Origin of the sequence: Brucella lupini, from assembly GCF_002252535.1 — a bacterium.
Classification (GTDB): domain Bacteria; phylum Pseudomonadota; class Alphaproteobacteria; order Rhizobiales; family Rhizobiaceae; genus Brucella; species Brucella anthropi.
Map to the genome: position 1 here is coordinate 59,742 of NZ_NNRN01000048.1, position 20,742 is coordinate 80,483.

A 20,742-nucleotide genomic window follows, 5' to 3' on the forward strand; every position below is an offset into this window, starting at 1 on the left:
GCTATTGAGTGAACCTTAGGGACGACTAATGTACACCTTGCGCGACCTCGCTTCGAAAGCACGGGTAACAGAGACTGCCAGTGAAAATCTGGCATCCGTCGATGACCGGCTGCGTGCAGTCAGACGCGAGACGTATGTTGTCCGTGAAGAAGAAAAGGTTACTGAAACCATTGCGCCTGCAAACAAGGGACTGATGCTGCCGGAACTCGACCTGTTCGAGGCGCTCGCCTGGATGCGTGCCCGGTGGATTTTGATCGCAGCGCTCGCAATAATAGGTGGTTTGGCGGGTCTCGCCTACGGCATGACGGCAAAGCCTCGTTATACAGCCTATACGGATTTGCTGGTTCCGCCGTCTGGACTCCAGTTGTTGCCCAACGATGTTTATGCCCAGAGCCTGCAGGCTGACAGCCAGATTCTCGACATCGAAAGCAAAATGCGCATCTTGACTTCCGGCAACGTACTCCGGCGGGTCGTGACGGACTTGAAGCTGAATGAGGATGAGGAGTTTGTGCCTCCTCCGCCAGCGTTCGATGTTAGGGCTATGCTTGGCCTCAGCAAACCGGCGGGTCCGAAAGATGATACACTGACTGCTGTACGTGCACTGTCGCAGCGGATCAACGTTACGCGTCCTGAACGATCCTATCTGGTTACGATTGCGGTCTGGACGGAAAATCCCGAAAAATCGGTAAAGGTCGCAGATTCTCTGGCGAACGCCTTCCAGGAGGAAGTTGCGCAAGCAGATGCTGATGGCGCAGGACGTGCTGCCGCTGCCCTATCCGAACGTCTGTCCTCTCTGCAGAAGGCGGCAACTGAGGCGGAAGAAAAAGTCTCGGCGTTTCGCCGGGCGCACGGCCTGCAAACATCAGGTGGCGAACTCGTCAGCACCCAGTCGATGACGCAGATCAATTCTAAATTGGTCGATGCCAAAGCGCGCGTTGCCGATGCAAGCACCCGCTATCAGGAGCTGACAAAGGATACCGGCAGCGCCGTTAGTCCGGCAAGCACCTTGCAATCGCCCACGATGACGAACCTGCGTGGACAATATGCATCGCTGAAACAGCGCTACGATGCTCTCGCCATGACCTACGGTCCGCGATATCCGGAACTGATGAATACGGAACGCCAGCTTGCCGGTCTGGAACAGCAGCTGGCGCAGGAACGGGCGCGTATCCTGCAATCGGCCAAGGTTGACCTCGATCAGGCAAATGCCGTTGTAGCGGCTCTCAACGCACAGGCAGCTTCAGCACGTTCGGCTGTTGCGCTCGACAATGACGCGCAAGTCCAGCTGTCGGACCTCGAACGCGACATGGCCGCCAAGGTCTCTATCTACAACACGTTCCTGACCCGCTCATCGGAGACGAGCCAGCGCCAGCAACTCGATGCGACCAATATCCGGATCATTTCGACTGCCATTCCTCCGATTGGTCGCAGCTGGCCACCCAAGACCGTCGTGCTTGGGGCTGGGGGTGGCATTGCCGGGATGGGCCTTGGTGTGGTTCTCGCGCTCAGTTTGGGCTATCTTGGTGCATGGCGTCGAAACCGTGAGGGTCTGGTCTGACTTGGCTGAACTATCGGTTCATTACCGTGAGGAGATACAACCGCGAGTCTCGTCAGCTATCGGGGCCGCTCTCTTTCTCTGCATGTTCTTATTCATCTGGATAGGCACCAATCCCTATCCGGATCTTGGTGCCGTGACCGGCGTCACAGCCAAAGCTGCAGATTCCAGCTCGCTCAACCAGCTGGTCACCTTGTTTCTGACGGGCAGCTTTCTGGTTTGCGCGCTGAGCAGCTCCATGCGCAGTGCCATTCTGCAACCGCGCGTTCTGATTGGCCTGGTTTTCTTCTGGCTCTTTATGACGGCCCTTTTGTCGGCTCACCCGATGATCGCCAGCAAGAAAGTGGTCTTGTCTATCCTGACCGCGTTGAATGCGAGCATCTTTCTCATGTTGCCGCAATCCGAACGCCAGATGGCACGGTTGCTGGCAGCCGGTTCATTGATAACACTGGCGTTTGCCTATTTCGGCGTAATCTTTATGCCGCAACGGGCTATTCATCAGGGTACTGAAGTTATTGAACCTATGCTGGCCGGTGCATGGCGCGGCCACTATCCACACAAGAATGCCGCCGCCGCCTCTCTGGTGCTGATGAGCTTTTTCGGCCTCTATATCTGGAAAACCGGCTTGCCGAAGACGGGTATGCTTATCGTCGCCCTTTGCGTGTTCTTTGTTCTTAACACGGGCGGCAAGACATCGACGGCCATGTTGCCGTTTATCGTCGTGATGTCGCTGGTGTTTGTGCGACTGAAATGGACACGTGTTTTCATTGCTATCGGCGGGATCGCTGCTTTCAATATTATTGCTGTCGGGGCGGCCGTTTTCGATCCCTTGCGCGAGCTTGTCCAAAGCCTGGGCGTTGACGCCAGCTTTACAAATCGATCTGACATCTGGAAACTCGCATTCGCCGCAATCTCGGCAAAGCCGATTTTCGGCTACGGTCTGGACTCATTCTGGAAAACGCCGGAAATGGTCTATGCAGGTGGCGGTGGCGCAAGCTGGGCCGTTGCAGCCTTCAATGCACATAATTCTTTTCTGGATATGATGATCAATGCTGGGATTATTGGTTTAATTCTGACGCTTATCTGGATAATGGTCTTACCGCTTCGGTATATTAAGGAAGCGGAAAGCACAGATAACGACCCTATATTAACGCTCCTCTATATTCGCCTTTGGCTTTACGGATTATATATGTCTTGTATGGAGAGCACGTTCTTTCAGAACGGTGGGGCGGTGTGGTTCTGCATTATGGTTGCTGTCTTCGGATTGCGCTTGCAGGCAAAGGCAAAGCTCGTCTGAAACAGCTTTTGGGGGCTGGGGCAATGATGGAAATGGATAGTCTCGACAAGGCGCGCAGCCGTCTGGAATGGTATGCTATACGGCTGAACGACAGCATCAGCCGTCGGTTTCCATTGCGCCCATTCTGCCTGCCGAAGAATGAACGGATCATCACTTTCACATTTGACGATGTGCCTGATACGGCTGAAAGCGCCGGGGCTGCCATTCTCGACAAGCATGGGGTTCATGGCACTTTCTATATTGCAGGCAACCTGGTTGGTACGAAAGAAGCCAAAAGGAACCTGATCACACAGGAAGGCTGCCGGAAACTGGTCGAGCGCGGGCATGAATTGGGTTGCCATACCTATGATCATCTCAAGGTTCCTTATGTCGGGGCGCAGAACATAGTGGCCGATTTAGATCGCAACACCGCCTATCTCGATGTGTTCGAGCCTGATCGTGTCGAGGCGCGCAATTTCGCTTATCCCTACTGCGCATCTTCCATGATGTCGCGGCGGCTCTTTGCTGATCGTTTCTCTACGTGCCGCGGAGGTGGCAACCGCATCAATCGCGGCATGATCGACCTTGCCTTTCTGCAGGCGGTGGAGATCAGGCAGCCTGACGATGACGCTGCGCGCCAGACTCGCTGGATCGACGATCTGAATGCAAATCCCGGCTGGCTTGTCTTCTATACGCATGATGTCAGCGATACGCCGACCGAGTTCGGGTGCAAGCCTGAAACCTTTGAGCGCCTCGTATCTCATGCGGTGAAAAGCGGGGCGGCTGTTCTTTCTGTCCGCGAAGCATTGGCGCGCCTTGGTGCTCAACGAGGTGCTGCTTGACGCATTTAAATGATAAAGAACATCGCCTGTTGGCGATCAACAATTACTTTTATCGGCGCGGTGGCGCCGAAACTGTTTTTCTCGACCACATCAAACTATTTTCTGAAATCGGCTGGCAAACGGCACCTTTTGCCATGCAGCATCCGGATAATTTCCCATCCGACTGGTCTTCCTATTTCGTCTCGGAAATTGAGTATGGCCGGGAAAGCAGCCCGCTCACAAAGTTCGTGCAAGCGGGCAAGATCATCTATTCATGGGAAGCGCGCGACCGGATCAAGGCGCTGATCGAACGTTTTCGTCCGAATGTCGCGCATGCACATAATATCTATCATCATTTGTCACCGTCGATTTTCCCGGTTCTGAAGGACGCGGGTATCCCGACGGTCATGACAGCCCACGACCTGAAGCTGGCCTGTCCGGCCTATAAAATGCTGTCACACAACCAGATTTGCGAGCGCTGCAAGGGCGGGCGCATTTATAATGTGGCGCTTCATAAATGCATCAAGGATTCCACGGCGCTGAGCGGGCTGGTTTTCGTTGAAACAGCCATTCATCGCATGCTTGGTCTTTACCGCAATACGCTTGACCGCATCGTTGTGCCGAGCCGCTTCTATATTGCCAAGCTTGCCGAATGGGGCTGGCCTGAAGAAAAGCTGGTCTATATTCCCAACTTCGCCCATACGGACGATCTGAAACCTTACGCAGATGAGAGCGATTACTTCGCCTATGTCGGAAGACTGGCGCCGGAAAAGGGGATCGGTACCCTCATTCGTGCAGCGGCGATTGCGAGGCAGAAACTTGTTATTGCAGGCACCGGGCCTGAAGAACAATCACTGAAAGCGATTGCCACTGAGGCGGGCGGCGATGTCACATTCGCAGGCTATGTCTCGGGTGAACGACTGCATAGGCTGATCGGAGAAGCAAAGGCGCTCGTTCTTCCGTCTGAATGGTATGAAAATGCCCCGATCAGTATTCTGGAAGCCTATGCGCTTGGGGTGCCGGTGATTGGCGCAGACATTGGTGGAATTCCCGAAATGATCATCGAAGGTGAGACCGGAATGGTTTCCCGTGCAGGCGATATAGATGATCTCGCCCGGGTTCTTGGCGAGTTTGCGGGATTATCTCCGCAGGCGCGGCGCAAGATGGGGAATGTAGGCCGGGTCTGGGCCGGTAATGAATTCTCGCCACAGGCATACAGAAACCGCACGCTGGAACTTTATGCCGAGTTAGGGGCGCTTTGATGGTCCGAAACGACAAACGACCTCGCGTCATGATGCTGGGTCTACGCGGTGTTCCAAACGTACAAGGCGGAGTGGAAAAACATGTCGAGGAGCTCGCCCGGCTCTATGTGACAAAGGACTGGGATGTCGAGGTCATCGGACGTCGCCCATACCTTGAAAAGAAACAGCCTTATGTATGGGAGGGTGTGCGGGTAACGCCGATCTGGGCACCGACTTCCATGAAATTCGAGGCGATTGTCCATACGGTTCTGGGCGTGCTGCGGGCAGGGTTCAAACGTCCGGATGTTCTGCACATTCACGCAATCGGTCCGGCTCTGGCTGTTCCGCTGGCGCGTCTGCTGGGGTTGCGCACGGTCGTGACGCACCACGGATTTGACTATAATCGTCAGAAGTGGGGGCGTCTTGCGCGCACGATGCTGAAGCTTGGCGAATGGTGCGGGATGCGTTTTGCAAATGCACGTATCGCTGTGTCCAACGACATCGCGCAAACCATGCAACAGCATTTCCATGTGCCGATCACATTTATCCCGAACGGCGTCACGCTGCGTCCTGCCTGCCGAGACAAGACGTGGTTGGAGAAGCACGGCCTGTTACCGGAGCGGTATATCGCTCTTGTGGCACGGATTGTTCCAGAGAAACGTCAACTCGATCTCATCGAGGCTTTTGCAAAACTTTCCGATTCTTCTTTGAAACTGGCTCTGATCGGTTCGGCGGAATATACCGCTGAATATGCCGGAGCCGTCCGCGCAAGGGCTGATGCTGTGCCAGGTGTCGTGCTGACGGGCGCACTTCAGGGAGAAGAGCTGTCAGCCTTGTTCAGTCAGGCGGCATTGTTCGTTCTGCCATCCAGCCACGAGGGCATGCCGATCGCTCTGCTGGAGGCGATGGGGTATGGCTTGAACGTACTCGCAAGCGATATTACTGCCAATGTCGAAGTGGGGCTTTCAGAGGAGAGTTACTTTCCGCTTGGCAATGTCGATGCATTGAAGGATGCGCTGCGGCAGAAGATCGATAGCCCGTTGACCAGCAAGCAGTCGCAAGAAATGATCGACTGGATCGCGCGGGATTACAGCTGGAGCGGGATCGCTGACCGCACGCTGGAAGTTTACAAGTCCACTTTGAAATAGAACGCGCCCCGAAAATTGTGGGGTGGCTTTCGGGACAAGGCGTGTGTGGACCAAAATAAAGGCCCCGGAAGCTTTCGCTTCGGGGCCCGATAATCTCATTCTCGTATTCGTCTTAACGAGCCCGACGGCGTTCCGCAGTCGGCTGGAAAGCCAGACGCGAATGATAGCTGCAATATGGGCTCGATTCACCGGATTCATGGCCGCAGAAATGAAAGTCTTCGTTCAGCGGGTCGCCAATCGGCCACTTGCAGGTACGTTCGCTCAGCTGCAGCAGTGAGAGACGGCGCGAAATAGGCACCACTACATCTGAAGCCGGCTTGACCACTCTTTCCGCAACGACGTCTACGGCGTAGTCCATCTGAAGTGCAGTAGCACCAACCGTCTTGGTGACCGTAGCCGTGCGCATCGTCGTCGTATGCACGCCGGTTGAATGTTGTGCTGCAGGACGTGGCGCTGCGGCAACCGTGTTGACCTTCTTGCTGCGTGGAGCAGCGGTCGTGGTTTTGCCACGGCCCGAAAGCTTCAAACGGTGCACTTTGCCGATCACTGCATTACGGCTCACGCCGCCAAGCTGTGCTGCGATCTGGCTTGCGCTCAAGCCTTCGCTCCACAGTTTCTTCAGTAGTTCGACGCGTTCGTCTGTCCAGTTCATCGCCCTGGGCTCCAATCATTTTCGTTATCCGGAATCCGCCAGTGTTCTCGGATTGCTCCAAGCGCAAACACCATATCTATCCGGGTGACTAGGTCCGCCGCACGAAATGTAGCTTTAATCTCTAAAAAGAAACTACAATATCCAACGACTCCATGACAAGGGATAGCCCTGTCAGGCAGATTCCATTTTTATGGTTTTCCCCAACTTGGGTGCCAAAGACGGTTTTTCTTTGATCCAGCGCCGAAATTTTGCACGCAATTGGTCCTGAACTGAAAACCCGGATTGTTTCAGGATGGAACATCGCGAACTTGCGAAGCGGATATGCCGTCTGGCAGCCTCAGCCGAGGAGAGGCCTTTCTCTATAGAGTGTGGATGCTCGCGTAAAGTCACCTTCGACCGGCGAATGTTACAAGAACGAGAAAATGCATGAACTCATGCCGAAAGATGGCCTGCAAACCTTGCTTGCTTTGATTGACATTTTTTTTGTGAACGCCAATATACGCGCGAGATAAATATGCCGCCCTGAGGGCGGTTTTTTATTTCTGCCGGAAGCTCAGGCGAGGAGCATGAGCTATCTGGGCCATTCCCTCATGTCTCATTATATTTTCGCGGCAGCTGGGATGGAATATTGGGCGCTTTTCGAAAGGTGGGAACCGTTTCGAGTGCCTGAGGACTGTTTATGGGAAACACAGCTTTGCCGGTGCGACCGTGCAAGCTGCAAAAAAGGCTTTGGAGGCCTGACGCTATGACCGACGCTACGACCGTGCAACCGCTTTACGACACCTATAATCGTGCGGCGCTGCGCTTCGAGCGAGGTGAGGGCATCTGGCTGATTACCGAAAGCGGCGAACGTTACCTCGACTTTGCTGCCGGCATTGCTGTGAACTCGCTTGGCCATTCGCATCCACATCTGGTGGAAACGCTGAAGACCCAGGCGGAAAAGCTGTGGCATCTGTCGAATGTCTACGAAATTCCGGCGCAGGAGACGCTAGGACGGCGTCTTGTCGAGAGCACTTTCGCCGACAAGGTCTTCTTCACCAACTCCGGCGCTGAAGCCCTTGAATGCGCGATCAAGACCGCGCGCCGTTATCAATATGTAAGCGGTCACCCGGAACGCTACCGCATTGTGACCTTTGAAGGCGCTTTCCATGGCCGCACACTGGCCACGATTGCCGCTGGCGGTCAGGCCAAGTATCTCGAAGGCTTTGGCCCGAAGGTCGACGGTTTTGATCAGGTTCCGTTCGGTGATGAAGCGGCATTGCGTGCCGCTATTACCGATGAGACCGCAGGGATCTTGCTTGAACCCGTGCAGGGCGAAGGCGGTTTGCGCGGTTTCCCTGAAGAATTCATGCGCATGCTGCGCCAGATCTGTGATGAAAAGGGTCTTCTGCTGATCCTCGACGAAGTGCAGACCGGCGTTGGCCGCACGGGCAAGCTGTTTGCGCATGAGTGGGCTGGTATCAAGCCGGACATCATGGCTGTGGCCAAGGGCATCGGCGGCGGTTTCCCGATGGGTGCTTGTCTCGCGACCGCAGAAGCGGCCAAGGGCATGACGGCTGGTGTTCACGGCACGACCTATGGCGGCAACCCGCTGGCCATGGCCGTCGGCAATGCCGTGCTCGATGTTGTTCTGGCTGACGGTTTCCTCGAAAATGTTCAGGCAACCGCTCTGGTCATGAAACAGGGGCTTGCTTCCATCGTTGACCGCTACCCAAGTGTTGTTTCCGAAATCCGTGGCCGCGGCCTGCTGATCGGCATCAAGTGCGTTGTGCCGAATACCAGTCTCATTCAGGCCCTTCGTGACGAGCATTTCCTGAGCGTCGGCGCTGGCGACAATGTCGTTCGTCTACTTCCGCCGCTGGTTACGACGCCGGAAGAAGCGCGTGAAGCGCTGAAGCGCATTGAAACGGCGGTCGAACGGCTCGCAACTGCAAATCCGATCAGCAAGACGGCGTGATATCATGGCTAGCGATAACGGGATCAAACACTTTATCGACCTCTCTGCTGTTCCGGCATCGGAACTTCGCGCTATCATGGAAGACGCCAAGGCGCGCAAGGCGCGCCTGAAGGCGGGAGAAATCGAACGACCGTTCGCAGGCAAGGTGCTTGCGATGATCTTCGAAAAGCCTTCCACGCGCACGCGTGTGTCGTTCGATGTCGGCATGCGCCAGCTTGGCGGCGAGACGATCATGCTGACCGGTTCGGAAATGCAGCTCGGGCGCAGTGAAACCATCGCCGATACGGCGAAAGTTCTGTCGCGCTATGTTGATGCGATCATGATCCGCACCACATCGCATGAACGCATGCTGGAACTTGCCGAATATGCAACTGTTCCGGTTATCAATGCACTGACGGACGATACGCACCCTTGTCAAATCATGGCTGACGTTCTTACATATGAGGAACATCGCGGCCCGATCAAAGGCAAGACTTTTGCCTGGATGGGGGACGGTAACAACGTCCTCCACTCGCTGGTTGAAGCTGCGGCGCGTTTTGATTTCAACGTCAATATCGCAACGCCGGAAGGCAGTGAACCCAAGTCGCAATATGTCGATTGGGCGAAAGCGAATGGCGCGAGCATCATGTCTACCATCGATCCGGAAAGAGCGGCGAACGGCGCAGATTGCATCGTGACCGATACGTGGGTTTCGATGGGGCAGGAAGATCATGCCCGCGGCCACAACGTTTTCATGCCCTATCAGGTCAATGCGCGACTGATGGCAAAAGCTGATCCGAAGGCGCTTTTCATGCACTGCCTGCCTGCACATCGCGGCGAGGAAGTGACGGATGAAGTGATCGATGGACCACAATCGGTCGTATTCGATGAAGCGGAAAACAGGCTCCATGCCCAGAAAGCCATTCTGGCCTGGTGTCTGCAAAGCCGCGATCTGGGAGCATAATTTGGCTGACAAGACCAGCAATGAGCATACCGAAGTCGAGAACATCCAGGTCAATCTGGGCGATTTCGACTTCGCAGGCGATGACGCCGTTGTGCCCTTTCAGGTGGAAGGACTCGACGTGCGTGGTCGCGCGGTTCAGCTTGGCGCGAGTATCGACGGCATTCTGAAACGCCATAACTATCCGGAAGAAGTGGCCCGCCTGCTGGCGGAAGCGACGGTGCTGACCGTATTGCTTGGCACGTCGCTCAAATTTGAAGGCAAGTTCATCTTCCAGACGCAGTCCGACGGTCCCGTCGACATGCTGGTGGTCGACTTCCGCACGCCGCGTTCGGTGCGCGCCTATGCACGTTTCGACGAGGAACGGTTAAAGGAGGCGGTTGCCGCCCACAAGACGAAGCCCGAGGAACTGCTTGGACGGGGCACACTCGCCTTCACGGTGGATCAGGGCGCTTATACTCAGCGCTATCAGGGCATTGTTGCGCTTGATGGTTCGACGCTGGAAGAAATCGCCACGACCTATTTCCGTCAGTCGGAACAGATTCCGACTGATCTGAAACTGAGCGTTGCCAAGCTTGTCGAACGCGGTGCCGATGGTAGGCCAGTGGAACAGTGGCGTGCTGGCGGGCTGATCATTCAGTTCCTGCCGGAATCCGAACTGCGCGCACGCATCCCCGACCTGCCAGGCGGTGATGAGGATGAAGCCGAAGTCGCCTTTCATCCCGAAGACGACGCATGGGACGAAGCCCGTTCGCTGGTTGGAACGATCGAAAGTTCAGAACTGACAGACCCGCAGGTCGGCTCGGAGCGGCTGCTTTATCGTCTGTTCCATGAACGCGGCGTGCGCGTGTTCGACTCTGTGCCTGTGCTGGACGAGTGTTCGTGCTCGCGGGGCAAAATTTCCGGTGTGCTGTCAGGTTTTACAGCCGAGGAAATTGCAGAGAGTGCGGACAACGGCAAGATTTCCGTGACCTGTGAGTTCTGCTCGAAACGCTATGAGTTCGATCCGGCGGAATTCGCGCCAAAGTCCTAGGTCCTGACCCTAGGCTTTATTACAGCTGAGAAAATGGCTTGTTACCACTGGTGGCGAGCCATTTTTTTATAACCAACCTAATTTAAAGTTCGCCTTTGTTCCGGAATATCCAGCGAGAAAGCGGGTATATCCACTTCAAACAAACTGCCGCCGTTGCCCTGCATCTGATAGCGCCCGACCATGACGCCCGATGTGGTGGTCAACGGGCAGCCCGATGAATATTGAAAAGAGTCGCCTGGTTCGAGTGTTGGTTGTTCGCCGACCACGCCCGGCCCGCGCACTTCCTCGACATACCCGTTCGCATCGGTAATCTGCCAGTAACGCGAACGAAGCTGTACGGTTTCCGTGGAGTTGTTGGCAATCGTTATACGATAGCCCCAGACATAACGGTTTTCTTCGGGCTCGGACTGGTCTTCCAAATAGAAAGGTTCGACCGAAACTTCGATCCCCCGCGTTACCGCTCTGTACATGCGCACCCGCCCTACATTCACATCGGCCTTGGCACCCTTGGGATCAGATGAAACCGGATCGCAAAGATGCTTTGCATTGAACGGTTTGCCGATTCTTTTCATGGGCACCGTTGTTCGCCCCACCTATCGCTAAAGTTGCGGGGGAGGTCAACAATTCGGCATGTCAAATGAACGGCATTTGCCGAAATGTTCCGGCAAATGCTCAGTTTTAGCCTTTGTTTGCAGCCTAAATGCCACAATATAGCTCTATGTGTTTGCTTAGCGTGCGGCCTTCAGCGCTTCTTCTACATCCTCGACGAGATCATCCGTATCTTCGAGGCCAACCGAGATACGCAGGAGACCGTCCGAGATAGCGAGTTCAGCTTTCGCCTCGTCGCTGAGGTTCTTGTGCGTCGTGGTTGCCGGGTGAGTAATCAGGCTTTTTGCGTCACCCAGATTGTTGGAGATGCTGAAAACCTGCAACGCGTTCTGGAACTTGAAGGCTGCTTCCTTGCCACCGTCAAGTTCCAAAGCAATGAGGGTCGAGCCGCCGGTCATCTGCTTGGCGATGATGTCGGCCTGCGGATGGTCTGCCCGTCCCGGATAGATCACGCGCTTCACGCCCGGCTTGTTTGCGAGGAAGTCGGCAACCGCAGTCGCCGATAGCGTCTGCTGGCGCACGCGAACGGCCAGTGTTTCAAGGCCTTTCAACATGATCCACGCGTTGAATGGGCTGAGCCCCGGACCGGTGTGACGGAAATAATCCTGCAGGGTGTTCTCAATCCATTCGCGGTCGGAGAGGACTACACCACCAAGGCAGCGTCCCTGACCGTCGATATGCTTGGTCGCAGAGTAAACGACGATATGCGCGCCCAGCTCCAGAGGCTTCTGGAAAAGTGGTGTGGCAAAAACGTTGTCGACGATCAGTTTGGCGCCCGCTTCATTGGCGACCTGTGCAACGGCAGCAATGTCGATGATTTCGAGCGTCGGATTAGACGGGCTTTCAAGGAACATGACCTTGGTGTTCGGGCGAACAGCTGCTTTCCAGTTTTCGATATCGGAGCCGTCGATAATCGAGATTTCGACGCCATATTTCGGCAAGATGGTCTCAACGATGTAGCGACAAGAGCCGAAAACGGCGCGGGCAGAAATCACGTGATCGCCCGCCTGCACCTGACACAGGATCGCAGCTGCGACCGCTGCCATGCCGGATGCGGTTGCACGGGCTTCTTCGGCGCCTTCCAGCGCGCACATGCGTTTTTCGAACATGTCGGTGGTCGGGTTGGCATAACGCGAATAGATGAAACCCGGATCCTCGCCCTTGAAGCGCGCTTCGGCGGCTTCGGCATTCGGATAGAGGAAACCCTGTGTCAGGAACATTGCTTCTGACATTTCGGCAAATCCGGAACGCAACGATCCGGCATGCACGAGCTCAGTTGCAGGGCGAAACTTGCGGGTATTCTCAGTCGTCATTTTTCCAACCTGTCGAAAGCTGGTCGGCCGGGGCAGGATAGTCGAGCCTCGGCGGCCAATAAAAAACCGGCCTTGCGAACACGCAAAAGGCCGGTAACGAACCGCGGCCTTTTTTAGCGAATTCTTTAACGTGGCTGCAAGCCGGCCGGCCAAATCACCACGGAACACATTTCCATTATGCCTGTTGAGTAGAGCCGTCAATGCCGAAACCGCCCCATTTCGGGAAAAGCGCATCCCGCATGCCGTGATAATGCTTGGATTCCTGCGGAAAACCCGGTTTCTAGCTGCTGGAAGGGTTGGCATTGACGCCGCGAGCGGTCAATGGTCTTTGTCAAGCAATGCTTAGAGCATGTCTCCCGAAAGTGGGAACCGGTTTCGGGATAAAGACATGCGTGAAAACAAGAGATTAAAGCATGTCGCTTGAACACGATAAAGCACGACGTGCTTTAGGCTACGGAGTATCGGGGTAATGATGCAGAAAGATGCTGGAATTCTGGCGGATGCGGATATTTCCGCGCTGTTTGAAAGCGGTTTGCTGGCGTCTCCACGCCCTCTTGATCCCGATCAGATACAGCCTGCAAGCCTCGATCTGAGGCTTGGCGCAAAGGCCTATCGTGTCCGCGCCTCCTTCATGCCGGGGCCAGGCACACCGGTCCTGGAAAAGCTGGAACGACTGAAACTGCACGAGATCGACCTGACTGCGGGAGCAGTTCTGGAAACGGGTTGCGTTTATATTGTGCCGCTCCTTGAAGGTTTGGCGCTTTCGCCAGACCTTTCGGCATCGGCAAATCCAAAAAGTTCAACGGGTCGCCTCGATATCTTTACCCGTGTCATTGCTGACGGGGCACAGGAATTCGACAAGGTGCCTGCGGGATATAATGGCCCGCTTTATCTGGAAGTCAGCCCACGCACATTTCCGATCGTCGTGCGCACGGGTTCGCGCCTGTCGCAGATACGCTTCCGCAAGGGGCGGGCCCAGCTTGATGAAGCTGAACTCGCTGCTCTGCATAATGCCGAAACACTGGTTGCAGCCGAGATGCCGAATATTTCCGGCGGCGGCATCGCCCTTTCGGTTGATCTTTCGGGTGGTCCTGATCGGCTGATCGGCTATCGCGGCAAGCACCATACGGCTGTGGTCGATGTGGACAAGCGTGCGGCGCACGACGTTCTCGACTTTTGGGAACCGATCTATGATCGCGGCGCGCGCGAACTCGTGCTCGACCCGGATGAATTCTATATTCTCGTCTCACGCGAGGCCGTGCATGTTCCCCCGCTTTATGCGGCGGAAATGACGCCGTTTGATCCGCTGGTTGGCGAATTCCGAGTTCACTATGCAGGCTTCTTCGATCCGGGTTTCGGGCACAGCGCTGCGGGTGGAACCGGCAGCCGCGCCGTTCTGGAAGTTCGCAGCCATGAGGTTCCATTCATTCTGGAGCACGGGCAGATCGTCGGGCGTCTGGTTTACGAACACATGCTGCACCGCCCATCTGCGCTTTACGGTGTCGACCTCGGCTCCAACTATCAGGCGCAGCAGTTGAAGCTTTCCAAGCATTTTCGTTGACTGTATTAGCCTCCTCCGAGCAGATATAGTTCTGGGTGGAGGAGACCGACCTAAGTGACAACTGGAATCGAACGGGATCAGGACGGGAAGCTTCAAGCGACAACGGGTGCCCCGCAGCGCAGGCTATCGGTCGGCATTGTTGCGCTACCGGGCTTTACGCTGAGTGCGCTCAGCCTTTTCCTCGATCCTTTTCGCCTAGCTGCCGATGATCGCGACAAGAGCCGTCAGATACGCTGCGCATGGAAAATCTGCACGCTATCAGGAGACCCTGTAACTTCCAGCTCCGGCATGGTGATCGAGCCGACGGCCCCCATGGGAGAACTAGACGATTGTGATTATGTTGCCGTTGTCGGCGGGTTGCTTGCACAGTATCGGCCAAGGCAGCAGGCACTGATCGATATCATCAAGCGTGCGGACCGGCGCGGCAAGACCGTAGTTGGTCTTTGTACTGCCGCCTTTCTGCTGGCGGAGGCCGATCTTCTGCCGGACCGCAATTGCTGCGTCAGCTGGTTCCATCGTGACGATTTTCTGGAGCTTTTCGACGGTTATACAGCCGATACGACCAGCCTGTTTCACCGCAGCGGAAGACATTTCACCTGTGCTGGCGGGCTTGGTACGGCGTCGCTGGCGCTTTCAATCATACAGAACGAGATTTCCGAGGAATTGGCGCGCAAGAGCGCATCCATCCTCATGATCCCTTATGAGCTTGTACGTTCCGAACAACCCGCTCTGAGTTTCAACGGTGTACGCTCGCCGATGATCCGCAAGGCGATCCGTATTTTTGAGGAAACGCTGGAAGACCCGGTGCCGATGATCGATGTCGCGCGACGATTGGGAATTTCTGTCCGCCAGATGGAGCGTGGTTTCAAACTTGCCCTTGAGCGAACGGCATTCGAGGTTCGCGAAGAACTTCGGGTTAAAAAGGCCAAGGAACTTTTATCCGAAACAGGTCTGTCCCTGCTGGAAGTGGCTGTTGCAAGCGGTTTCACCGATACGCGCAGCATGAACCGTTCATTTTCGCGGCAAAAACAGAAAGCTCCGCGAGATTACCGCAAACAGCGATAAACGAGTGTGGAACTTGCGAAGGCTGCACGGACAGCCTATTTCTTGCGCGATGAATCTGTCGCTTTGACCAATAACCACTCAGGAGATTTGCATGTCGGATGGTGTGAACCGTTTTCTTGGCGATACCCCCGCCCGTGTCCTGATCAAGCTGGTGCTGATCTCGCTGGTCGTCGGCGTGGTCATGAGCGCGTTTCACTGGACGCCTTATGATATTTTCTATGGCATTCGCGATTTCTTCCTGCGCCTGTGGAATATGGGCTTTTCGGCAATCTCAGGTTTTGTCGATTATCTGATCCTTGGGGCGGCTGTCGTCATTCCTGCCTTTATTTTGCTCCGTATCCTCAGCTACCGGAAATGAACTCAATTCGGTAATTGGATAGCTCAGACAGGCAATGCAGCAAAAACAAGGATTAACACTTAACCGGCGCGGCTTTCTGGTCCTCGCCGGTGGGGCGCTGGCGGTGTCGGTCGTGCCATTGAACATGGCGCTGGCTGCCGGAGACAATGATCCCACCCCGATTTTCAACGCTATTCGCAAGGCAAATGGTCTGCCTTTGATGGCGACCGATTCCAAGCTCGAGCAAGCCGCGCTTTATCAAGCAAGGCGTATGGCGAGTTACGGAAAGATCGGCCACAGCGTCGGTTGGGGCAATGGCTTCGTCGCGCGACTGCGCCAGGCGGGTATCCGCGGACCAGCCGCCGAAAACGTGGCCTCGGGACAGCGTGATACCCAAGCCGTCTTCGACGCATGGATGAAATCGCCGGGCCATCGCAAGAACATGCTCGATCCGACATTCGAGCATTATGGCCTTGCCTGGGCTACGCCTGAAAACAAACCCACTTACATATATTGGGCCATGATGTTGGGTCTTTAACATTGCTGTTTCTCCTGACAGTTCGCTGTCAGGAACTGCGACAATGCGGTGGCCGAATTATCTGTAGTTTCGATTGATTCCAGAGTAGATGATCTTCATCAGAGGGAATGCATTCGGGACAAACATAATGGATCAGTCGCTGCAACGTGTTGGTGGCGTAACAAGGCCGTTCGACGTAACGCACCGAATGGTGATGCTGATCGCCATTCCCATGACGCTTGCTGCAATCACGACGCCGCTTCTCGGACTTGTGGACATGGGCGTTGTCGGCCAGATGGGACAGGCCGAGCTGATCGGCGGTCTGGCAATCGGCGCGCTGGTATTTGACTTCCTGCTATCGATGTTCAACTTCCTCCGCTCCGGCACGACTGGACTTGTGGCGCAGGCCGTGGGTGCGGAAGATGCAGTGGAAGAACAGGCGATCTTCTGGCGCGCAATCATTATCGCGGTGGTAGCCGGCAGTCTGATGATCCTGTGCCTGCCGATCATCATCGCTGTCTCGTCCACTTTCATGCATCCAACTTCCGCCACGCAGGAAGCCATGGCAACCTATGTGTCGATCCGCATGTTGTCGGCACCGGTTGCGCTGATCAATTATTCGATCCTCGGGCTGGTTCTTGGCCGCGGACAGGGCCTTGTCGGTCTCGGTCTTCAAGTGCTGCTCAATGGCATCAATATAGTGCTCTGCATCATCCTCGGTCTCGAAATGGGCTGGGGCGTCACGGGGGTTGCCTGGGCGACAGTGACTGGTGAAACGGTTGCCGCTCTCGTCGGCATGTTCATCGTGCTGAGGCATTTCCGCAAGGATGCGTCCCTGCGTCCGAACCGGGCACGCATCTTTCAGAAGCAAGGAATTTTGCGCATGTTCGCGGTCAATCGCGACATCATGATCCGTTCGTTCCTGCTTCTGACTGCCTTCGCGTTTTTTACGCGGGCGGGGTCCGACCTTGGGACGGTCACGCTTGCGGCCAATGCCGTCTTGTTGAACTTCTTTCTCGTTGCCGGTTTCTTTCTGGACGGCATGGCGGCGGCTGCCGAACAGATTGTCGGCCGGTCGATCGGAGCGCGTTACAGCCCGGCCTTTGTGCGGGGTGCCAAGCTTACTTTCGTGTGGGGGCTGGTCATGGCGAGCATCATCGCCTTTTTCCTGCTGGTGTTCGGCGATGCGATCATCGGGCTTCTGTCCAAGGCGGAAGACGTTCATGCCGAGGCTCTGAAATATCTGCCATGGGCGGCGCTGACAGGCATTACGGGGCTGCTGGCCTTCCATATGGACGGGGTCTATATCGGCGCCACATGGTCGCGCGACATGCGCAACATGATGTTTCTGTCGCTCGCACTCTTTATGGTTGTTCTTTATGCGGCAAAGCCCGTGATGGGCAATCACGGGCTTTGGCTGGCTCTCAATCTGTTTCTGTCTATCCGCGGCGTTACGCTTCTGGCGATTCTTCCGCGACGCTATCGTACAGAATTCATCGCTTAATCATGCAGACAGTTCGCGCCGGGCCCAGTCTTTGGTGTCCCGGTCGCGCAGTGCAGCGATGTTGGTAACGCCCTCACGTTTTACAGCGGCGGATAGGCCACGCACGATTTCAGCAGGCAGGTTCGGGCCGCGATAGATCAAGCCCGTATAAAGCTGGACGAGGTCGGCACCTGCCTTGATCTTCGTCAGCGCTGTCTCGGCGCTATCCACGCCGCCGACACCGATCAGCGGCATGTCAGGACCGACGCGCTCGCGCATCCGGGCAAGGACGATGGTGGAACGGTCGAAAAGTGGGGCACCGGAAAGCCCACCTGTTTCATCACGATTTTCTGCGCTTTTCAGTCCGGCGCGTGAAAGTGTCGTATTGGATATGATGATGCCGTCCAGCTTCTGTTCGGTTGCCTCGGCGGCTATATCGTCCAGTTCTTCATTGGCCAGATCGGGCGCGATCTTGAGGAAAACCGGACGCTTCAGCGTGCACATCTTGCCTTCTTCGTTTCGGGCTTCCAGTACCCGGCTCAACAATTCACGCAGGCTGTCGCGAGCCTGAAGATTGCGCAGACCCGGAGTGTTGGGCGAAGAGATGTTGACCGTGAAATAACGTGCCAGCTGATAGAAGCGGCGAATACCGGCAACATAATCGGCGATGCGGTCTTCGGCATCCTTGTTGGCGCCGATATTGACGCCCACGATACCGCTCTTGCCTGCACGTTGCGACAGGCGCTTAAACGCCGCATCATGGCCTTCATTGTTGAAGCCAAGACGATTGATAACCGCTCTATCTTCAACGAGGCGGAAAATGCGCGGGCGTGGATTGCCGCTTTGGGGGCGCGGTGTGATGGTGCCGATTTCGGTGAAGCCGAAGCCCAGTTTCAGCAATGCATCCGGGACTTCGGCGTTCTTGTCATAACCCGCCGCCATGCCGAGCGGATTTGGAAACTGCAGGCCGGCAACCTTGACGGAAAGAGCCGGATCGTTTGGCGCGCCGCAGGTGACAAGACCTGTCTTCAGGCCAGCGATGGAAAGGCCGTGTGCCTGTTCCGCATCAAAGGCAAAGAGGGCACGTCGCCCGAGAGTTTCAAAAAGCCCGCTCATTAATCTTCCAGCTCCGGAAAAATGTGAAGACCATCATCGCCCAGTGGCAAGGGTTCAACCTTCAAAACAGCTGCAAGCGGCAGCTCGCCGTAAAGATGAGGAAACAGGGCTCCGCCGCGTGAAACTTCAAATTTCAATGCTGCTCCAAGCGCGGAAGCGTTCACACTGATCAGAAGCAAATCCTGTTGGCCCGCAAAATGCTTGGCTGCCGTTTCCCGCACCTGTGTTGCAGTAGAGAAATGGATATAGCCGTCGGCAATATCAACCGGAGCCCCGGTAAAACTACCAGCCTGTTCTGCTTGTGCCCAAAGGTCGCGCGGAGCGATCTTATAGATGATCTCATTGGTCATAGCTGCTCTCTAGACCGAAATTCTTCGGAAATCAAAGTCCCGCATGTTCGATTTTCGTCGTAAACGTCCCATATGATGGGGACATCTCAAAGAGAAGCTGAAGGGAATTGCATTATGTTGAACAGAAAGACACTGATGGTTCGTAATCTGGCTGCTGTTGCTCTTCTCGGTTCAGCGCTTGCTCCAAGTGTTGCATTTGCGCAGGAAAACGGGCGTTATCGGCTGGAAGGCACGGAAACCGGTTATGTCCGCCTGGATACACGAACCGGGGCGCTCTCGACCTGCACGGAGCAGCAGGGACAACTCGTCTGCAAGATGGCGACCGAAGATCGCGAAGCTTATGAGAACGACATTGCCGACTTGCAGGATCGTCTAGAGAAGCTTGAAGACAAGGTGTCCGCTCTTGAGGGGAAGGGCGGAAGTGCCGCTTCTGGCCTGCCGACCGAGCAGGAATTCGAGCAGTCCATGAGCTATATGGAACGCTTCATGCGTCGCTTCATGGATATTGCGAAAAGTTTCGACAGCGAGCCGGAAAGCTCGAACAAAGAAACTGCGCCGGGCGGTCGGACCTGACGATAAAGAAAAAAGGCGCCATGCGGCGCCTTTTCATTAGAGCATTTCCAGCAAAAGTACGAAGCGGTTTTGCGTAGGATAATGCGTAAAAACAAACAGATAGAGCGGAAGCGCGAACGAATGTGAATGCTTTCCGCTCTATTGAGCGAAACGCTTTGTCGCTTCGATCAGTTCATGGGTGATGCCGGGCTCTGTGACGGCGTGCCCTGCATCCTCGACGGTTCTGAGATCGGCTTCGGGCCACATCTTCTTCAACTGCCAGGCATTGATAAACGGCGTGCAGACATCATAGCGGCCATGCACGATCACACCAGGAATATGCCGGATGCGATCGACATTGCGCAGAAGCTGGTCATCGGAATCGAGGAAGCCGCGATTCTGGAAATAGTGGCATTCGATACGCGCAAAGGCGATCGCGTACTGATCTTCGCCAAAGGCGTCGACGCGGGCCGGATCAGGCAGAAGCGAGAGGACCGAGCCTTCCCAGCGCGCCCAGCGTCGTGCTGCTTCAAGCTGCACCTGGGGGTCGCGGTCGGTCAGGCGCTTGTAATAAGCGGCGATCATATCGCCGCGCTCGGCTTCCGGGATATGCTCCTGATAAGCCTCGAAATGGTCCGGAAATAGAATGCTTGCGCCGTTGGAATACATCCAGTCGACTTCAAAACGACGGATCATGAAGATGCCGCGCAGAACAAGCTCGGCCACGCGATCCGGATGGGATTGCGCATAGGCAAGGCCAAGGGTCGATCCCCAGGAGCCGCCGAAGACCTGCCACTTCTCGATGCCGAGATGCGCGCGAATATGTTCCATATCCGCCACAAGGTCCCATGTCGTGTTTTCACGCAGTTCCGCATGCGGGGTCGAACGGCCGCATCCGCGCTGGTCGAACAGGATGATGCGATAGCGCTCCGGGTCGTGCAGACGGCGCATGGTCGGTGTGATGCCGCCGCCGGGGCCGCCATGGATCATAATGACCGGCTTGCCGTCCGGGTTGCCGCATTGCTCGACATGGATTCGATGCAGCGGAGAAACCTGAAGCATCTCTTCCTTGAACGGTTGGATTTCTGGATAAAGCGTATTGCGCGTCATGAAATGCCTTTTTGGTTCCCTTCCATTAGGCTGGTCGGGCCGCTCTTATGTTATTTTCGACACCAGCCTAACATACAATGCGGCCAGATGGCGGCAATGCGTATTG

At 55.6% G+C, this 20,742-nt stretch carries 20 protein-coding genes and 1 riboswitch; of the genes, 14 read left to right on the forward strand and 6 right to left on the reverse strand.

The window, feature by feature from the left end; genetic code table 11:
- The first annotated feature begins 28 nt into the window (after positions 1-28).
- The 5 genes from CES86_RS14775 to CES86_RS14795 are packed head-to-tail and all read left to right on the forward strand — an operon-like array spanning position 29 to position 6,041.
- The gene (locus CES86_RS14775) at positions 29-1,558 is read left to right on the forward strand and encodes a GumC family protein (protein WP_010658209.1); all 1,530 of its coding nucleotides are present in this window, start codon (positions 29-31) and stop codon (positions 1,556-1,558) included.
- On the forward strand, positions 1,473-2,852 hold the full coding sequence (locus tag CES86_RS14780) for an O-antigen ligase family protein (protein ID WP_235819922.1): 1,380 nt from the start codon (positions 1,473-1,475) through the stop codon (positions 2,850-2,852). Before CES86_RS14775 ends, CES86_RS14780 begins: the two co-directional genes overlap by 86 nt.
- 23 nt (positions 2,853-2,875) lie before the next feature.
- Positions 2,876-3,673 carry a polysaccharide deacetylase family protein gene (locus tag CES86_RS14785; RefSeq protein WP_010658211.1) on the forward strand — a complete coding sequence of 266 codons (798 nt, stop codon included), beginning with the start codon at positions 2,876-2,878 and terminating at the stop codon, positions 3,671-3,673.
- Positions 3,670-4,914, forward strand: a complete 1,245-nt coding sequence (locus tag CES86_RS14790) for a glycosyltransferase family 4 protein (protein ID WP_012090701.1) — start codon at positions 3,670-3,672, stop codon at positions 4,912-4,914. Before CES86_RS14785 ends, CES86_RS14790 begins: the two co-directional genes overlap by 4 nt.
- Complete coding sequence (locus tag CES86_RS14795) at positions 4,914-6,041, forward strand: glycosyltransferase family 4 protein (RefSeq protein WP_012090702.1); 1,128 nt, start codon at positions 4,914-4,916, stop codon at positions 6,039-6,041. The genes CES86_RS14790 and CES86_RS14795 overlap by 1 nt, the downstream gene beginning before the upstream one ends.
- A 112-nt stretch (positions 6,042-6,153) precedes the next feature.
- Here the strand turns inward: CES86_RS14795 and CES86_RS14800 are convergent, their stop codons facing one another.
- Positions 6,154-6,693, reverse strand: a complete 540-nt coding sequence (locus CES86_RS14800) for a GcrA family cell cycle regulator (protein WP_010658214.1) — start codon at positions 6,691-6,693, stop codon at positions 6,154-6,156.
- A 745-nt stretch (positions 6,694-7,438) separates the two neighbouring features.
- Between CES86_RS14800 and CES86_RS14805 the strand changes: the two genes are divergently transcribed.
- The 3 genes from CES86_RS14805 to CES86_RS14815 are packed head-to-tail and all read left to right on the forward strand — an operon-like array spanning position 7,439 to position 10,623.
- Positions 7,439-8,650, forward strand: a complete 1,212-nt coding sequence (locus tag CES86_RS14805; protein WP_094514780.1) for an aspartate aminotransferase family protein — start codon at positions 7,439-7,441, stop codon at positions 8,648-8,650.
- A 4-nt stretch (positions 8,651-8,654) separates the two neighbouring features.
- Positions 8,655-9,593 carry an ornithine carbamoyltransferase gene (argF, locus tag CES86_RS14810; protein WP_010658216.1) on the forward strand — a complete coding sequence of 313 codons (939 nt, stop codon included), beginning with the start codon at positions 8,655-8,657 and terminating at the stop codon, positions 9,591-9,593.
- Position 9,594: 1 nt separating this feature from the next.
- The gene (locus CES86_RS14815) at positions 9,595-10,623 is read left to right on the forward strand and encodes an Hsp33 family molecular chaperone (RefSeq protein ID WP_094514781.1); all 1,029 of its coding nucleotides are present in this window, start codon (positions 9,595-9,597) and stop codon (positions 10,621-10,623) included.
- A gap of 77 nt (positions 10,624-10,700) precedes the next feature.
- Here the strand turns inward: CES86_RS14815 and apaG are convergent, their stop codons facing one another.
- Positions 10,701-11,093 carry a Co2+/Mg2+ efflux protein ApaG gene (gene apaG, locus CES86_RS14820; protein WP_010658218.1) on the reverse strand — a complete coding sequence of 131 codons (393 nt, stop codon included), beginning with the start codon at positions 11,091-11,093 and terminating at the stop codon, positions 10,701-10,703.
- Positions 11,094-11,351: 258 nt separating this feature from the next.
- Positions 11,352-12,545 (reverse strand): O-succinylhomoserine sulfhydrylase, encoded by a 1,194-nt coding sequence (locus CES86_RS14825; RefSeq protein WP_010658219.1) that lies wholly within the window; start codon positions 12,543-12,545, stop codon positions 11,352-11,354.
- A 91-nt stretch (positions 12,546-12,636) separates the two neighbouring features.
- A riboswitch (SAM riboswitch) is annotated at positions 12,637-12,716 on the reverse strand.
- Positions 12,717-13,014: 298 nt separating this feature from the next.
- On the opposite strand from CES86_RS14825, the gene CES86_RS14830 reads away from it, so the two are divergent.
- From CES86_RS14830 to CES86_RS14850, 5 genes are all read left to right on the forward strand, one after another.
- Positions 13,015-14,106: a 2'-deoxycytidine 5'-triphosphate deaminase gene (locus CES86_RS14830; protein ID WP_094514782.1), complete on the forward strand. Its 1,092-nt coding sequence runs from the start codon at positions 13,015-13,017 to the stop codon at positions 14,104-14,106.
- 54 nt (positions 14,107-14,160) lie between these two features.
- Positions 14,161-15,171, forward strand: coding sequence for a GlxA family transcriptional regulator (locus tag CES86_RS14835; protein WP_094514783.1), 1,011 nt, complete (start codon positions 14,161-14,163; stop codon positions 15,169-15,171).
- Positions 15,172-15,262: 91 nt separating this feature from the next.
- On the forward strand, positions 15,263-15,529 hold the full coding sequence (locus CES86_RS14840; RefSeq protein ID WP_010658222.1) for a DUF6460 domain-containing protein: 267 nt from the start codon (positions 15,263-15,265) through the stop codon (positions 15,527-15,529).
- A gap of 34 nt (positions 15,530-15,563) precedes the next feature.
- A complete protein-coding gene (locus CES86_RS14845; RefSeq protein WP_010658223.1) occupies positions 15,564-16,046 on the forward strand; it encodes a CAP domain-containing protein in 483 nt (160 codons plus the stop codon).
- Between the two features lie 127 nt (positions 16,047-16,173).
- Positions 16,174-17,529 (forward strand): MATE family efflux transporter, encoded by a 1,356-nt coding sequence (locus CES86_RS14850; RefSeq protein ID WP_010658224.1) that lies wholly within the window; start codon positions 16,174-16,176, stop codon positions 17,527-17,529.
- On the opposite strand, the gene CES86_RS14855 is transcribed toward CES86_RS14850, so the two are convergent.
- Together CES86_RS14855 and CES86_RS14860 are read right to left on the reverse strand one after the other, a co-directional pair.
- Positions 17,530-18,624 (reverse strand): quinone-dependent dihydroorotate dehydrogenase, encoded by a 1,095-nt coding sequence (locus tag CES86_RS14855; protein ID WP_012090704.1) that lies wholly within the window; start codon positions 18,622-18,624, stop codon positions 17,530-17,532.
- Entirely contained in the window at positions 18,624-18,974 is a 351-nt protein-coding gene (locus CES86_RS14860; protein ID WP_010658226.1) for a DUF952 domain-containing protein, read from the reverse strand. Before CES86_RS14860 ends, CES86_RS14855 begins: the two co-directional genes overlap by 1 nt.
- 114 nt (positions 18,975-19,088) lie before the next feature.
- Between CES86_RS14860 and CES86_RS14865 the strand changes: the two genes are divergently transcribed.
- On the forward strand, positions 19,089-19,547 hold the full coding sequence (locus CES86_RS14865) for a hypothetical protein (protein WP_181834075.1): 459 nt from the start codon (positions 19,089-19,091) through the stop codon (positions 19,545-19,547).
- Positions 19,548-19,685: 138 nt separating this feature from the next.
- On the opposite strand, the gene pip is transcribed toward CES86_RS14865, so the two are convergent.
- Positions 19,686-20,636 (reverse strand): prolyl aminopeptidase, encoded by a 951-nt coding sequence (pip, locus tag CES86_RS14870; RefSeq protein ID WP_094514785.1) that lies wholly within the window; start codon positions 20,634-20,636, stop codon positions 19,686-19,688.
- Positions 20,637-20,742: the final 106 nt, after the last annotated feature.